Genomic DNA, 15,169 nt, shown 5'->3' on the forward strand with positions numbered 1-15,169 from the left:
GCCTAACGAGGAGCACGGACACCCGCAGAGGAGGATGCATGAGCGAGGTCGCCACCAGCGAAGGACTCGAGTGGGCGGCCGCCCGAGGCATGGGAGCCCTGGCCGAGAAGATGGGCATGAAGTTCGTCGAGTTCGGCGTCGACCGGTGCGTGGCGACGATGCCGGTGGAGGGCAACACCCAGCCCGTCGGCCTCATGCACGGTGGCGCCTACGTGGTCCTCGGCGAATCGCTCGGCTCGATGGCGGCCAATCTGCACGCGGGAGCGGGCCGCCTGGCGGTCGGGGTCGACATCAACGCCACGCACACCCGGTCGGCCACCTCGGGCGTCGTCACCGGGGTCTGCACGCCCGTGCACCTGGGCCGGAGCATCACGGTGCACGAGATCGTCGTGACTGACGATCAGGGCCGGCGCTGCTCCACGATCCGCATCACCAACATGATCAAGGACGCTCCCGCCGGGCGCTGAGCGGCTCCTCCAGCAGCAGCTGGTACAGGATGTGGTCCTGCCACTCCCCCGCGATCCGCAGGTACTTCGGGGCGATGCCGATGTGCTCGAAGCCGTTGCCGGTGAGCACGCGCTGGGAGGCCACGTTGTGCAGCAGCGTCGAGGCCTGGAGCCGGTGCAGCCGCAGCTCGTCCCGCGCGTGCTCCACGATGAGGGCCACCGCGCGACCTGCGAGGCCGCGGCGGAGCCGGGTGGAATCGATCCAGTAGCCGAGATCGGCGCTCCAGAACGCGCCGCGCACGATGGTGTTCAGGTTCATCCGGCCGCGGATCTCCCCGTCCTCCGAGAGGATCACGAAGCGGGAACTGCGGCCGAGAGCAGCCTCGGCGACGCACTGCTGGGCGTTCTGCTCCTGCCACTCCTCGGTGAAGAACGCCTCGGAGCGCACCGGCTCCCAGGGGGCGAGATGCTCCCTGTTCGCCCGGTACGCACGCGCGAGTGCGGCGCCGTCCCCGGCACGGACCGGCCGCAGAACGTGCTCTGCGTCCAGCCGGAGCACCGGAGTGCCTTACTTCTTGGGAGCGAGCTGCTCGATGATCGCCTTGGCGACGTCCTGCATCGTCAGCCGGCGATCCATCGACGCCTTCTGGATCCAGCGGAACGCCTCGGGCTCGCTCAGGCCCATCTTCTCGTTGAGGAGTCCCTTGGCCCGGTCGACGAGCTTGCGGGTCTCGAAGCGCTCGACCATGTCGGCGACCTCGGCCTCGAGAGTGATGATCTGCTCGTGGCGGGCCAGAGCGATCTCGATCGCGGGAAGGAGGTCGTTCGGCGTGAAGGGCTTCACGACGTAGGCCAGGGCTCCTGCCTCGCTCGCCCGCTCCACGAGCTCCTTCTGGCTGAACGCGGTCAGCAGCACGACGGGGGCGATGTTGCCCTTGTGCAGCTTCTCGGCGGCGCTGATGCCGTCGAGCTGGGGCATCTTCACGTCCATGATGACGAGGTCGGGACGCAGCTCGGTGGCGAGGGCCACCGCCGTCTCGCCGTCGCCGGCCTCGCCGACGACATCGAAGCCGTTGTCGCGGAGGATCTCGACGATGTCGAGACGGATCAGCGATTCGTCTTCGGCGACGACGACGCGTCGGGGTGCGGATGCCGTGGGCTGCTCAGCCTGTTCTTGCTCGGTCACCCCTCCATCCTAACGGAGAGGTCCACACCACCGGCTGAAGACAGCGGGCACGCGAGGAAGCGTCCGCCGTCTGCGCTACAGTCGAAGTCGCGAGACACGGGCCGGCGTGGCGGAATGGCAGACGCGGAGCACTCAAAATGCTTTGTCCGAAAGGGCGTGTGGGTTCGAGTCCCACCGCCGGCACCAGCATCGCGAACCGCTCGCCCCGTCACTCGGCGAGGGCGGCGAGTTCGGCCATCACGCGGGGGTGGGCCAGGATCCGGAAGTGCCCTCCCGTCTCCAGCACCACGTTCTTGGCCCCGGCGAGCTCGCTCCCCTCGGGGATATGCGGATCGAACGCGGCATAGATCGAGACGATGCGGGCGTTGACGTCGAGCTCCCGCCCCAGGGCGACGATCGAGGGGTCGTCCGGCGAGAACGCCCGCAGCACCCGACCGGGCAGCAACCGCGCATATCGTGAGCCCCCGAACGGCGTCGCGATGGCGAGCATCCCGCGGATCCGCCCGCCCTCGGGGCCGGTCATCACCAGCTTCCCGGCGAGACCGCCCTTGCTGTGGGCGACGAGGAAGACGCCGGAGAGGTCGTGCGCTCGCAGGTAGTCAGCCACCTGGTCGGCCTCATCCTGCACCGGGAACTGGTTGCGGCGCAGCGCGTCCACGACGTGCACCGGATGGCCCCGCTCGTGCAGCGCGACGATGAGCGGCTCCAGGAAGCGCCAGGTCTCGTAGACGCCGGCGAGCACGACGATCGGGGCGCGGTCTCCGGTGGCGAAGTCGTCCGCCTGGTCGCGGCCGAAGAACGAGCGGACCTGCCAGAACCCGGCGTAGGCGTAGTCTGCGGCCCACCAGCCCAGCATCCTCAGGACGTCGATGGCGCCCTCCCCCGCCGGTCGGCTGCGGCCGGCACCGCCGTCGGCCACGCACCCGTCGTGTGGGTCAGGATCGCGGAAGCCACCGCACGGGGCGCGGACTGCTGCGCGACATGGTGGTGACCGGGGATCTCCACCAGCCGCGACACGGCCGCCGCGTCACGCAGACGCCGGCACCACCCGCGTCCTGCGATCGGATCGTCGCTCCCCCGGATGATGAGGACCGGCATGGTGAGCGCGGCGATCTTCTCCTCCAGGGGATACGCGAGCATGTGCCGGACCTGACGGAGGTACCAGCGCACGCCGCAGCGCAGGTAGTCGGTGAAGACGACGGTGTTGATCGCGGGGGTCTCGCCGAACGTGTCGATGGCCAGTGCGCGCGCCTGTGCACCGAGCGTCCGGTGGGCGTCGTCCGCGACGGGGCCGATCGTGACGACCGTACGGACGTACTCGGGATGCCGGAGCGCCGTCTCCACCGCCCACTGCACGCCCATCGAGTGCCCGACGAGCACGACCCGGTCGTCGTCGAGGCTCGCCACCACCTGGGCGAGACCTGCGGCCATCTGCGGGATGGAGACATCGAACCGCGGTTTGGGCAGCCCGCCGAAGCCCGGCAGGTCGACGGAGACCACCCGGGTCGTGTCGGCGAGCACGGCGTGCAGCCGCGACAGATACCGGTGCGACATCCCGATCCCGTGCACGAGGACCACGGTCGGGGCCGTGCTACCGGCCGGCCGCGGACTCTCCAGGATGCGGAACGTCAGCCCGGAGGTGACGAGGAGGCGACGGAGGACCATGGCAGCACGCTAGCCGAGGCCGCGGTCACGGCCGAGAGGCTTGACGCCCCGGCCCGGAAATGACAGAGAGGGGCGAGGCCGAAGCCCCGCCCCTCTCGGAACGTCTGCGTCAGACGCCGGCCTTGTAGATCGGTGCCGCGCCACGGAGCGCGTCGCCGACCTTGTGCACGCGCAGATCGTTCGTGGAACCGATGAGCCCGGGAGGGGAACCGGAGATGACGACGACCTTGTCCCCCTCGACGGCGAGGCCGTTCTCGAGGAGGTACTCGTCCACCTGGTGGTACATGAGGTCGGTGTGCTGCACCATGTCGACGAGCGTGGAGCGCAGGCCCCAGGTCAGCGCCATACGACGACGGATGCCGGGCTCCGGCGTGAAGGCCAGCATGGGGATGCGGGAGCGCAGGCGGGACAGGCGGCGCGCCGAGTCGCCCGACTGCGTGAAGACGCAGAGGAACTTGGCGTCCACGAACTCCGCGACCTCGAGGGCGGCGAGGGTGATGGCACCGCCCTGCGTGCGGGGCTTCGTGGTGAGCGGCAGGATGCGCTCCAGACCGTGCTCCTCCGTCGACTCGATGATCCGGGCCATCGTCTCGACGACGACGACCGGGTAGTCGCCCACGCTGGTCTCGCCGGAGAGCATGACCGCGTCGGCGCCGTCGAGGACGGCGTTGGCGACGTCGGAGGTCTCGGCGCGGGTCGGCACCGGGCTGTTGATCATCGACTCGAGCATCTGCGTCGCCACGATGACGGGCTTGGCGTTGCGGCGGGCCAGCTCGACGGCGCGCTTCTGCACGATCGGGACGGCCTCGAGGGGCAGCTCCACGCCGAGGTCGCCGCGGGCGACCATGATGCCGTCGAACGCGTCGACGATCTCCTCGAGCGCATCCACGGCCTGCGGCTTCTCGATTTTGGCGATGACGGGGACGCGGACGCCCTCCTCGGCCATGATCTCGTGCACGCGGGTCACGTCGGAGGCGTTGCGGACGAACGAGAGCGCGATGAGGTCGGCACCCGTCCGGAGGCCCCAGCGGAGGTCGTCCTCGTCCTTCTCGCTCAGCGCGGGGACGTTCACGGCGACACCGGGCAGGTTGATGCCCTTGTTGTTCGAGACGGCGCCCGCGACGACGACGCGCGTGGTGACGGTGACACCGTCGGTCTCGACGACCTCGACCCGGACCTTGCCGTCGTCGATCAACAGGAAGTCGCCAGGCTTGACGTCCTGGGGAAGGCCCTTGAACGTCGTGCCGCAGATCTCCTTGTTGCCGATGATGTCCTCGGTGGTGATCTTGAAGATGTCGCCCTTGGCGAGCTCGTACGGTCCGTCCTCGAAGCGGCCCAGACGGATCTTCGGGCCCTGGAGGTCGACGAGGATGGCGACGGCACGACCGGAGTCCTCCGCCGCGCGACGCACGTTCGCGTAGTTGTTCTCGTGCACGGAGTAGTCACCGTGGCTGAGGTTCAGTCGGGCGACGTCCACACCCGCATCGATCAGTGCGCGCACCGTCTCATACGTGGAAGTGGCGGGGCCCAGGGTGGCGACGATTTTCGCGCGTCTCAACATGTCTCCAGGGTAGAAGTGGGGGATTACGTACAGGCGACACTGCCGGCCTCAGCCTACGCGGGCTGGAGGCCGATCGCGACATCGCTGGGGCGCACCGGCTCCGGCAGCACGGTGGTGCCCATGAGGAAGCGGTCGACGTTCGCCGCCGCCGCCCGGCCCTCCGCGATCGCCCAGACGATGAGCGACTGACCGCGACCGGCGTCACCCGCCACGAACACACCGGGGATCGACGACTCGTAGCTCGCGGCACGACGGAAGGCGCCGCGCTCGGTGACCTCCGGCCGGGTGTCCTCGGTGTAGCCGTCCTGCTCCGGCCCGGTGAAGCCCATCGCGATGAGCACCAGGTCCGCGGGGATCTCGCGCTCCGTGCCGCTCTTGGGCACGCGGCGGCCGTCGATGTACTCGGTCTCGGCCACGCGCAGCGCGCGGACCTCGCCGACCTCGTTGGACAGGAACTCCACGGTCGACGCGAGGAACATCCGCTCCCCACCCTCCTCGTGAGCCGAGGCCACCTCGAAGATCGTCGGCATCATCGGCCACGGCTGGTGATCCGGCCGGGTCTCGCTCGGCTGCTTGCCGATGGCGAGGTTGGTCACGCTCAGGGCGCCCTGGCGGTGCGCGGTGCCGATGCAGTCGGCCCCGGTGTCGCCGCCGCCGATGACGATGACGTGCTTGCCCTCGGCGGTGATCTGGCCGGGGACGGAGTCGCCGGCCACCGCGTGGTTCGACTCGACGAGGTACTCCATCGCGAAGTGCACACCGTCGAGGTCGCGACCGGGGATCGGCAGGTCGCGCGGGACGGTGGCGCCGGTGGCGATCACGACCGCGTCGTACCGGGCGCGCAGGTCGGCCCACGAGATGTCCTTGCCGATCTCGACGCCGGCGCGGAACCGCGTGCCCTCCTCCTGCATCTGACGCAGGCGGGCTTCGAGCTGGCTCTTCTCCATCTTGAAGTCCGGGATGCCGTAGCGGAGCAGGCCGCCGATGCGGTCGTCGCGCTCGAACACGGCGACGGTGTGCCCCGCCCGGGTCAGCTGCTGGGCGGCCGCGAGACCGGCGGGACCCGAGCCCACGACGGCCACGGTCTTGCCCGTCAGGCGCTCCGGCGGCTCCGGCTCGACCCAGCCCTTGGCGAAGGCCTCGTCGATGATGGAGACCTCGATCTGCTTGATCGTCACGGCCGGCTGGTTGATGCCGAGGACGCACGAGCTCTCACACGGGGCCGGGCACAGGCGTCCGGTGAACTCCGGGAAGTTGTTCGTCGCGTGCAGACGCTCGATCGCCGCACGCCCCTCCCCGCGCCAGGTGAGGTCGTTCCATTCCGGGATGAGGTTGCCCAGCGGGCAGCCGGAGTGGCAGAACGGCACGCCGCAGTCCATGCACCGGCCGGCCTGGCGACGGAGCACGGCTTTGTCGCCAGGCTCGTACACCTCTTTCCAGTCCATGATGCGCACGGGCACCGGACGGCGAGCGGGAAGTTCCCGCTCGGTCACCTTCAGAAAGCCTTTGGGGTCAGCCACCGGTCACCTCCAGGATGCGGTTCCAGACGATGTCGCCGTCGGGGTCGATCCCCTCGGCCAGTGCCTCCTCGCGCATGCTGCGCACGGCGGCGTAGTCCCGCGGGAGCACCTTCACGAACTCCGCCGCGCTCGCGTCGAAGTCCTCCAGCAGAGCGGCGGCACGCGGAGACGCCGTGCGCTCCACGTGTTCCACGAGCAGGCCGCGGAGCACTTCGAGGTCGGCGCGGTCCAGCGGCTCGAGCCGGAGCTCGCCGCTGCCGAGCGACTGCGCGTTGACCTTGCCGGTGTCCAGGGCGTGCACGTAGGCCACTCCCCCGGACATCCCGGCGCCGAAGTTCCGGCCGGTCGACCCGAGGATGACCGCGAGGCCACCGGTCATGTACTCGAGAGCGTGGTCGCCGACGCCCTCGACCACAGCGGTCGCGCCGGAGTTGCGGACGAGGAAGCGCTCGCCCACCACGCCCGAGATGAACATGGTCCCCGATGTGGCGCCGTAGCCGATCACGTTGCCCGCGATGACGTTCTCGTGCGGGGCGATCGCGGAGCCGCGCGGCGGCCGGATCGTGATGTCCCCACCAGAGAGGCCCTTGCCCACGTAATCGTTGGCGTCGCCCTCCAGCCGGAGGATGATCCCCGGCGGCAGGAACGCGCCGAGCGACTGCCCCGCGGTGCCGGTGAGGGTGACGTCGATCGTCTCCTTCGGCAGGCCGGTGGCGCCGTGACGCGAGGTCACCTGATGCCCGAGCATCGTGCCGACCGCGCGCTCGGTGTTGGCGATCGGAAGCTCCACCACGACGGGGTCGCCGTTCAGCAGCGCCGCCTTCGCGATGTCGATGAGCTGCACGTCGAAGTGCTTGTCGAGCTCGTGGTCCTGGGCGCGCGCGCTGCGACGCGGTTCGCCGGCCGGGAACGCCGGGCCCTCCAGCACGGGGCTGAGGTCGAGCCCTTCGGCCTTCCAGTGCGCGATCGCCGCATTGGTCTCCAGCAGCTCGGTGCGGCCCACGATCTCGTCGATCGAGCGGTAGCCGAGCTCCGCGAGCAGCTCGCGCACCTCCTCCGCGATGAACTCCATGAAGTTGACGACGAACTCGGGCTTGCCCGTGAAGCGGTCGCGCAGGACGGGGTTCTGCGTCGCGACGCCCACCGGGCAGGTGTCGAGGTGGCAGACGCGCATCATGATGCAGCCGCTGACGACGAGGGGCGCAGTGGCGAAGCCGAACTCCTCGGCACCGAGGAGGGCGCCGATGATGACATCTCGACCGGTCTTGAGCTGACCGTCGACCTGCACGACCACGCGGTCGCGCATGCCGTTGAGCATGAGCGTCTGCTGCGTCTCGGCGAGGCCGAGCTCCCACGGTGTTCCGGCGTGCTTCAGCGAGTTCAGCGGGCTCGCGCCCGTGCCGCCGTCGTGACCGGACACGAGGATGACGTCGCTGAGCGCCTTGGCGACACCGGCCGAGACCGCGCCGATGCCGGACTGGCTGACGAGCTTCGTGTGGATGCGCGCCTCGGGGTTCGCCCGCTTCAGGTCGAAGATGAGCTGCTTGAGGTCTTCGATCGAGTAGATGTCGTGATGCGGAGGCGGCGAGATGAGCCCGACGCCCGCCGTGGCGTGTCGGGTGCGCGCGACCCACGGGTACACCTTGGTCGGCGGGAGCTGACCGCCCTCACCGGGCTTGGCGCCCTGGGCGAGCTTGATCTGGATGTCGTCGGCCTCGGTGAGGTAGAGGCTCGTGACACCGAACCGACCGGATGCCACCTGCTTGATGGCGCTGCGCCGTTCGGGATCGACGAGCCGGTCAGGGTCCTCCCCGCCCTCGCCCGTGTTCGACTTGCCGCCGATGCGGTTCATCGCGACGGCGAGGGTCTCGTGCGCCTCGTTGGAGATGGAGCCGTAGCTCATCGCGCCGGTGGAGAAGCGCTTGACGATGGCGGAGACGGGCTCCACCTCGTCCAGCGGCACGGGCTTGCGCGTCCCGGTCCGCAGCGAGAAGAGGCCGCGCAGGGTCTTCAGCTCGGCCGCCTGGTCGTCGACGAGCTTGGTGTACTCGCGGAAGATGTCGTAGCGGCGGGTCCGCGTGGAGTGCTGCAGCTTGAACACCGTCTCCGGGTTGAAGAGGTGCGGAGAGCCGTCGCGACGCCACTGGTACTCGCCGCCGGTCCACAGTCGCTCGTGGGCGCGGGCCGCGGCGTCCTCCGGGTAGGCGTAGTCGTGGCGGGCCTGGTTCTCGGCGAAGATCTCCTCGATCCCGATACCGCCGAGCTTCGACTCGGTGCGCGTGAAGTAGGCGTCGATGAACTCGGGGCTGAGGCCCACGGCCTCGAACACCTGCGCGCCCGCGTAGGACGACACCGTGGAGATGCCCATCTTCGACATGATCTTCAGCACGCCCTTGCCGAGCGCGTAGATGAGGTTCTTGACCGCCTTCTCCGGGGAGATGCCCGTGATGTAGCCGGTGCGCACGAGGTGCTCGACCGTCTCCATGGCGAGGTACGGGTTGATCGCGGAGGCACCGTAGCCGATGAGGGTCGCGACGTGGTGCACCTCGCGCACATCGCCGGCCTCGACGATCAGACCGACCTTCATCCGGTTCTCGCGCCGGATGAGGTGGTGATGGATCGCCGACACCATGAGCAGCGAGGGGATCGGGACGAGGTCCTTGTTCGAGTCCCGGTCGGACAGGATGATGAACTCCGCGCCGTCCTCGATGGCCTGATCCACCTCGGCGCACATCTCGGTGAGACGCTCCGCGAGGGTGTGGGGTCCGGCGTCGAAGTGGTAGAGGCCACGGATGGTGGCACTCGAGCGCCCGGGCAGGGCCTTGTCGATGTGACGGATCTTCGCGAGCTCGTCGTTGTCGATGACGGGGAAGTCGAGCGACACCGTGCGGGTGTGCTCGGGCCCCCAGGTCAGGAGGTTGACCTCGGGACCAAGGCCGAGCTTGAGGCTCGTGACGACCTCTTCGCGGATCGAGTCCAGCGGCGGGTTGGTCACCTGCGCGAACTGCTGCGTGAAGTAGTCGAAGAGCAAGCGCGGGCGCTTGCTGAGGACGGCGATCGGCGTGTCCGACCCCATGGCACCCAGCGGCTCGACCCCCGTCTGGCCCATCGGGGTGAGGAGGATGCGGACCTCCTCCTCCGTGTACCCGAAGGTGCGCTGCCGGCGCGTGATGGAGGCCGGCGGGTGCACGATGTGCTCGCGTTCCGGAAGGTCGGCCAGACGGACGGAACCCGCGTCGAGCCACTCCTGCCAGGGGTGCATCGTCGCGAGCTCGTGCTTGATCTCCTCGTCTTCGACGATCCGACGCTGGGCGGTGTCGACGAGGAACATCTTGCCGGGCTGGAGCCGGCCGCGGCGCTTGATGCGCTCCGGCTCGAAGTGCAGGACGCCGGTCTCGGAGCCGATGACCACGAGGCCGTCGGTGGTCTCCGTCCAGCGGCCGGGGCGCAGGCCGTTGCGGTCCAGCGTCGCGCCGACCAGGGTGCCGTCGGTGAAGATGAGGGCGGCCGGGCCGTCCCACGGCTCCATCTGGTTGGAGTGGTACTCGTAGAACGCGCGCAGCTCCGGCGAGATGTCGGCCTGCTTCTCGTAGGCCTCCGGCACCATCATCATGATCGCGTGCGGAAGGCTGCGGCCCGTGAGGGTCAGCAGCTCCAGCACCTCGTCGAACGACGCCGAGTCGCTGGCGCCGTCGGTGCAGATGGGCAGCAGGGGCGAGATGTCGCCGAGGAGCTCGGACTCGAGCTGCGACTGGCGGGCGCGCATCCAGTTGCGGTTGCCGCCGACCGTGTTGATCTCGCCGTTGTGGGCGAGCATCCGCAGCGGCTGCGCGAGCGGCCAGGACGGGAAGGTGTTGGTGGAATACCGTGAGTGCACGACGGCGAGCTCGGAGGCGAAGCGCTCGTCCTGCAGATCCGGGTAGAACGGCTCGAGCTGCAGCGTGGTGACCATGCCCTTGTAGCCGAGCGTGCGGCTGGACAGGGAGACGAAGTAGGCGCCGAGCTCGTGGCCCGCGCGCTTGCGCAGGCGATAGGCGACGCGGTCGAGCGCGATGCCGGTCAGCGGCGCATCGGCCAGGGTGGCGCCGCCGGCGCTCACGAAGAGCTGCTCGAAGGCGGGGCGGGCCTCGTCGGCGAGCTTGCCGAGGTTCTCGTTGGCGGTGGGGACCTCGCGCCAGCCGAGGACGCGGAGGCCCTCCGCGCGGGCGATCTTCTCGATCCCGGCCTTCTGCTGGCGGCGCTCGCTCGAATCGCGAGGCAGGAAGGCCAGCCCGGCCGCGTACTCCCCCACGGGCGGCAGTTCGAAGCCGGTGACCGCGCGGAGGAAGTCGTCCGGCATCTGCGTGAGGATGCCGGCTCCGTCCCCGGTGCCCGCGTCGGACCCGATGGCCCCGCGGTGCTCCAGGTTGCGCAGGGCCTCGAGGGCCAGCGCGATGATGTCGTGCCCGGCTTCGCCGCGCAGCGTTGCGACCATGGCCAGGCCGCAGGCGTCCTTCTCGAACGCCGGGTTGTACATGCCCTGCTTCGGGGGGTATGCGCCGGAGGCGCCGTAAGGGTGCTGGAAGTACACCAGTTACCGTCCTCAGATCTTCAGTGAAACCCGGGGACGTCGTCGGCCCGCTCGTTCAGTGCAATGGTTCTCCCGCCGCGAGTCGGCGTTATCGGGAGCCGTCCCCGCTCGAGGGAGCAGCGCTTGTGGCAGTGGCTCCGGCGGCGACTTCTTCGGCCGGAGGCTCACTCACGTCCACGAAATCAGAGGGATTGTCCTGCGATTGTACATCAGCGTCCACGTCCTTCCGTCCGCGGCCCGGCTGGTACGGCGAGGGCTCGAGACCGGGGTGACGGCGGGTCTGCACGACCAGGATGACGAGTCCGACGACGACGCCGATGATGGCGGCCCAGACGTTGCTGCGCAGGCCGAGGATGATCTCGCTCGGGTCGATCCGGATCGACTCCCACAGGATGCGTCCGGCGCTGTACCAGATCAGGTAGATCGCGAAGAGGCGACCCCACTGGAAGAACAGCTTGCGACCGAGCCACAGGAGCACGAGGACGCCGAGCCCGTTCCAGATGACCTCGTAAAGGAACGTCGGGTGGAACAGGGTGCCCTCGGGAAGACCGGGAGGGAAGGCCGAGTTCGTCGACTCGATCTCCAGGCCCCACGGCAGCGAGGTGGGCAGGCCGAAGAGCTCATGGTTGAACCAGTTGCCGAACCGGCCCATCGCCTGGGCGAGCAGCAGGCCGGGCGCCAGCGCGTCCGCGAACGTCCAGAAGCGGATGCCGGTCCACCGGCAGCCGAGGTACGCCCCGACGGCGCCGCCGATGAGCGCACCGAAGATGGCGATGCCACCCTCCCAGATCGCCCAGACGGAGCCCGGTTCGAACGGATTCCAGGTGTTCTTGCCCTCGCCGAAGTAGAAGTTCGGGTGGGTGAGCACATGGAAGATGCGGGCGCCGATGATCGCGAGCGGCACGGCGAGGATCGCGATGTCGATGACCACCCACGGCTCCGCGCCGCGCTTGGTGAGGCGGCGGTTCGTCATCAGCGTGGCGACGATGATGCCGGCGATGATGCACAGCGCGTAGAAGTGGATCCGGAGCGGGCCGAGATCGAAGTACGACACGGGCGGGCTCGGGATGCTGGCGAGCACGCCGGCGGCGGTGCTGTGGAGCGCGGAGGACATGAGTGCGATCCTACTTCTCTGAGACGAAGCGCGCCGACGCGGTGCCGGCGGCCAGGGTTCGGGTGACTTCGGCGAGGGCGGGGACGCCGCCGTCGCGGAGGGCGCGGACGAGGGCGGTGCCGACGATGGCGCCGTCGGCGTACTCGGAGACGCCGGCGATCTGCTCCGGGGTCGAGATGCCGATGCCCACGCAGGCGCGGCGGGCGCCGTGGTCGCGCAGTCGCGACACGAGGGTACGGGCTGCGCGGTCGAGCTCGGCCCGCTCCCCCGTGATGCCCATGGTGGAGACGGTGTAGACGAAGCCCGTCGAGGACCGCACCACGAGATCGAGACGCTCGTCCGACGAGGTCGGAGCCGCGAGGAAGACCCGGTCGAGACCGAGGCGCTCGCTGGCCGCGATCCACTCGCCCGCCGCTTCCGGGGTGATGTCCGGCGTGATGAGGCCGGCGCCGCCCGCGGCGAGCAGATCCTCGGCGTAGCGGTCCACCCCGTACTGCAGCACCGGGTTCCAGTAGGTCATCACGAGGACCGGGACGTCGGTCGCGGCGGTGATCGCGCGGATGGCGGTGAACAGGTCCTTCATCCGGAAGCCCGCGGCGAGGGCCTTGGTCGTCGCCTCCTGGATGATCGCGCCGTCCATGACGGGATCGCTGTAGGGCGGCCCGAGCTCGATGATGTCCACACCGTTCTCGGCGAGGGCGATCGCCGCCTGGATGCTCGTCTCCAGGTCGGGGAAACCGACGGGCAGGTAGCCGACGAAGGCGCTGCGGCCGGCGTCGTGCGCGCGCTGGATGGCCTGTTCGACGCGACTCACAGCTGCGGCTCTCCCTTCGAGGCCGCGTCCTCGGCGGCGCTCTCCTCGGACACGTCGTGCGCGAGGGCTTCCTCGTCGTACAGCTCGAAGTACCGGGCGGCGGTGTCCATGTCCTTGTCGCCACGGCCCGAGAGGCAGATCGCGATCAGGCCGTCGGGGCCGAGCTCGCGGCCGATCCGCAGCGCACCGGCGAGGGCATGAGCCGACTCGATCGCGGGGATGATCCCCTCGGTCCGGCTCAGCAGCCGCAGAGCCTGCATCGCCTCGTCGTCCGTCGCCGGGATGTACTCGGCCCGACCGATGTCGGCCAGCCAGGAGTGCTCTGGACCCACGCCCGGGTAGTCGAGACCGGCGGAGATGGAGTGCGATTCGACGGTCTGGCCGTCCTCGTCCTGCAGCACGTACGTCTTCGCGCCGTGCAGCACGCCGGGGCGGCCGCGCTCGATCGACGCCGCGTGCTTGTCGGTGTCGACACCGTCGCCGGCAGCCTCCACGCCGTACAGCCGCACGCCCGCGTCGTCCAGGAACGCGTCGAACATGCCGATCGCGTTGGACCCGCCGCCGACGCAGGCGACGACGGCATCAGGGAGCCGGCGGACCTCGTCGAGGATCTGGGCACGGGCCTCTTCGCCGATGATCTTCTGGAAGTCGCGCACCATCGCGGGGAACGGGTGCGGTCCCGCGGCCGTCCCGAAGATGTAGTTGGTCGTCTCGACCGAGGCGACCCAGTCGCGGTAGGCGTCGTTGATCGCGTCCTTCAACGTGCGCGACCCCGAGGTCACCGCGACGACCTCAGCGCCCAGCAGGCGCATCCGGGCGACGTTGAGCGCCTGACGCTCGGTGTCGACCTCGCCCATGTAGATGGTGCAGTCGAGCCCGAACAGGGCGGCGGCCGTCGCCGTCGCGACGCCGTGCTGCCCGGCCCCGGTCTCGGCGATGACCCGCGTCTTGCCGAGGCGCTTGGTGAGCAGGGCCTGGCCCAGCACGTTGTTGATCTTGTGCGAACCCGTGTGGTTAAGGTCCTCGCGCTTGAGGAAGACCCGCGCGCCGCCCGCGTGCTCGGCGAACCGCGGCACCTCGGTGAGCGCGGAGGGGCGCCCGGCGTAGGAGGACAGCAGATGGGCCAGCTCGGCTCGGAACTCCGGGTCGGCGATGGCCTCCTCGTAGGCGACCGTCAGCTCGTCGATCGCGGCGACCAGGGATTCCGGCATGTACCGCCCGCCGAAATCGCCGAAGAACGGACCGTGCTGGTCGCGCAGACTCACTTCGCCTCCAGGAAGCTCTCGAGAGTGGCCACCGGGTCTCCGGTCACCAGGGCCTCGCCGATCAGCACGACGTCGGCGCCGGCCGAACGGTAGTGCGCGACGTCGGCGGGCGTGAGCACCGCAGACTCCGCGATCTTGATCGCCGAATCCGGGATGCGGTCCACGAGCCGACCGAACAGATCGCGATCGAGTTCGAGGGTCTTCAGGTTGCGGGCGTTCACGCCGATCAGGTCGGCGCCGAGGTCGATCGCGGCCTCCAGCTCCTCCGCCGAGTGGGTCTCGACGAGCGGAGTCATGCCGAGCTCGAGGATGAACCCGTACAGGTCGCGCAGGACGTCGGGCTCCAGGCCGGCGACGATGAGCAGGACGAGGTCGGCGCCGGCGGCGCGGGCCTCCAGCACCTGGTAACGGGTGGCGATGAAGTCCTTGCGCAGCACGGGCAGCGAGACCCGGGCGGTGACCGCCTCCAGATCGGCGAGGCTGCCTCCGAAACGACGTTCCTCGGTGAGGACGCTGATCGCGGAGGCACCGCCGGTCTCGTAGAGCGCGGCCTGGTGCGCGGGATCCGGGATCTCGGCGAGGGAGCCGCGGGACGGGCTCGCCCGCTTCACCTCGGCGATGATCTTCACCCGGTCGGCGGGAGCGAGGAACGACAGTGCGTCCTTCGCCGCGGGGCGGGCGAGAGCGTCACGCTCGACGACCGCGAGCGGGCGGGACTCAGAACGACGCTCGGCGTCTGCGACAGCGCCGGCCGTCAGGTCGGCGAGGACCACTAGTGCGCCTTCGGAGCGTACTTGGGACCCTTCACGCCGTAGCCCGCCTTCGCGAGCACCCAGCCGACGATCGCCCCGATCGGGATCAGCGCGGCGGAGATCCACACCAGGGTCGGCTGCTCGAAGCAGAACGCGACGGTCGCGGCGGCGAAGCCGACGAGCATGATCACGACGGCGGTCCAGGCCGCAGGCGAGTGTCCGTGGCCGGGGTCAGCGATCGGGTTGGTCATGTTCTCCTCCGGGGACGACGTGGGG

Annotated in this window: 13 protein-coding genes and 1 tRNA gene; 2 read left to right on the top strand and 12 right to left on the bottom strand. The window is 69.6% G+C overall.

Annotated features, from left to right (window positions below):
* Nucleotides 1-38: 38 nt before the first annotated feature.
* Nucleotides 39-467, top strand: coding sequence for a hotdog fold thioesterase (locus RI211_RS08630; protein ID WP_315636863.1), 429 nt, complete (start codon nucleotides 39-41; stop codon nucleotides 465-467).
* Here the strand turns inward: RI211_RS08630 and RI211_RS08635 are convergent.
* Both RI211_RS08635 and RI211_RS08640 read right to left on the bottom strand, forming a co-directional pair.
* The gene (locus RI211_RS08635) at nucleotides 442-1,005 is read right to left on the bottom strand and encodes a GNAT family N-acetyltransferase (RefSeq protein WP_315636862.1); all 564 of its coding nucleotides are present in this window, start codon (nucleotides 1,003-1,005) and stop codon (nucleotides 442-444) included. The two genes, RI211_RS08630 and RI211_RS08635, sit on opposite strands and share 26 nt — an antisense overlap.
* 9 nt (nucleotides 1,006-1,014) lie before the next feature.
* On the bottom strand, nucleotides 1,015-1,632 hold the full coding sequence (locus tag RI211_RS08640; RefSeq protein WP_025103469.1) for an ANTAR domain-containing response regulator: 618 nt from the start codon (nucleotides 1,630-1,632) through the stop codon (nucleotides 1,015-1,017).
* A 100-nt stretch (nucleotides 1,633-1,732) separates the two neighbouring features.
* On the opposite strand from RI211_RS08640, the gene RI211_RS08645 reads away from it, so the two are divergent.
* Nucleotides 1,733-1,818, top strand: a tRNA-Leu gene (locus RI211_RS08645).
* 22 nt (nucleotides 1,819-1,840) lie between these two features.
* On the opposite strand, the gene RI211_RS08650 is transcribed toward RI211_RS08645, so the two are convergent.
* From RI211_RS08650 to RI211_RS08695, 10 genes are all read right to left on the bottom strand, one after another.
* Nucleotides 1,841-2,488: an esterase/lipase family protein gene (locus tag RI211_RS08650; RefSeq protein ID WP_187664154.1), complete on the bottom strand. Its 648-nt coding sequence runs from the start codon at nucleotides 2,486-2,488 to the stop codon at nucleotides 1,841-1,843.
* 2 nt (nucleotides 2,489-2,490) lie between these two features.
* The gene (locus RI211_RS08655; protein ID WP_315636861.1) at nucleotides 2,491-3,297 is read right to left on the bottom strand and encodes an alpha/beta fold hydrolase; all 807 of its coding nucleotides are present in this window, start codon (nucleotides 3,295-3,297) and stop codon (nucleotides 2,491-2,493) included.
* Nucleotides 3,298-3,406: 109 nt separating this feature from the next.
* A complete protein-coding gene (gene pyk / locus RI211_RS08660; protein ID WP_315637161.1) occupies nucleotides 3,407-4,855 on the bottom strand; it encodes a pyruvate kinase in 1,449 nt (482 codons plus the stop codon).
* 56 nt (nucleotides 4,856-4,911) lie between these two features.
* Nucleotides 4,912-6,378: a glutamate synthase subunit beta gene (locus RI211_RS08665; protein ID WP_315636859.1), complete on the bottom strand. Its 1,467-nt coding sequence runs from the start codon at nucleotides 6,376-6,378 to the stop codon at nucleotides 4,912-4,914.
* The gene (gene gltB, locus RI211_RS08670; protein WP_315637160.1) at nucleotides 6,371-10,894 is read right to left on the bottom strand and encodes a glutamate synthase large subunit; all 4,524 of its coding nucleotides are present in this window, start codon (nucleotides 10,892-10,894) and stop codon (nucleotides 6,371-6,373) included. The genes RI211_RS08665 and gltB overlap by 8 nt, the downstream gene beginning before the upstream one ends.
* A gap of 142 nt (nucleotides 10,895-11,036) precedes the next feature.
* Entirely contained in the window at nucleotides 11,037-12,062 is a 1,026-nt protein-coding gene (lgt, locus tag RI211_RS08675; protein ID WP_315636858.1) for a prolipoprotein diacylglyceryl transferase, read from the bottom strand.
* Nucleotides 12,063-12,072: 10 nt separating this feature from the next.
* Nucleotides 12,073-12,876, bottom strand: a complete 804-nt coding sequence (gene trpA / locus RI211_RS08680; RefSeq protein WP_083370860.1) for a tryptophan synthase subunit alpha — start codon at nucleotides 12,874-12,876, stop codon at nucleotides 12,073-12,075.
* On the bottom strand, nucleotides 12,873-14,141 hold the full coding sequence (gene trpB / locus RI211_RS08685) for a tryptophan synthase subunit beta (protein WP_315636857.1): 1,269 nt from the start codon (nucleotides 14,139-14,141) through the stop codon (nucleotides 12,873-12,875). The genes trpA and trpB overlap by 4 nt, the downstream gene beginning before the upstream one ends.
* Complete coding sequence (gene trpC, locus RI211_RS08690) at nucleotides 14,138-14,914, bottom strand: indole-3-glycerol phosphate synthase TrpC (protein WP_315636856.1); 777 nt, start codon at nucleotides 14,912-14,914, stop codon at nucleotides 14,138-14,140. The genes trpB and trpC overlap by 4 nt, the downstream gene beginning before the upstream one ends.
* On the bottom strand, nucleotides 14,914-15,144 hold the full coding sequence (locus RI211_RS08695; RefSeq protein ID WP_071328620.1) for an HGxxPAAW family protein: 231 nt from the start codon (nucleotides 15,142-15,144) through the stop codon (nucleotides 14,914-14,916). The genes trpC and RI211_RS08695 overlap by 1 nt, the downstream gene beginning before the upstream one ends.
* Nucleotides 15,145-15,169: the final 25 nt, after the last annotated feature.

Origin of the sequence: Microbacterium meiriae, assembly GCF_032364335.1 — a bacterium.
GTDB classification, from domain to species: Bacteria; Actinomycetota; Actinomycetes; order Actinomycetales; family Microbacteriaceae; genus Microbacterium; species Microbacterium meiriae.

Excerpts from the sequence above, each read along its gene's own strand:
- lgt (WP_315636858.1), bottom strand. The coding sequence starts at position 12,062 with ATGTCCTCCGCGCTCCACAGCACCGCCGCCGGCGTGCTCGCCAGCATC.
- RI211_RS08630 (WP_315636863.1), top strand. The coding sequence starts at position 39 with ATGAGCGAGGTCGCCACCAGCGAAGGACTCGAGTGGGCGGCCGCCCGA.
- RI211_RS08695 (WP_071328620.1), bottom strand. The coding sequence starts at position 15,144 with ATGACCAACCCGATCGCTGACCCCGGCCACGGACACTCGCCTGCGGCC.
- RI211_RS08655 (WP_315636861.1), bottom strand. The coding sequence starts at position 3,297 with ATGGTCCTCCGTCGCCTCCTCGTCACCTCCGGGCTGACGTTCCGCATC.
- gltB (WP_315637160.1), bottom strand. The coding sequence starts at position 10,894 with ATGTACAACCCGGCGTTCGAGAAGGACGCCTGCGGCCTGGCCATGGTC.
- RI211_RS08650 (WP_187664154.1), bottom strand. The coding sequence starts at position 2,488 with ATGCTGGGCTGGTGGGCCGCAGACTACGCCTACGCCGGGTTCTGGCAG.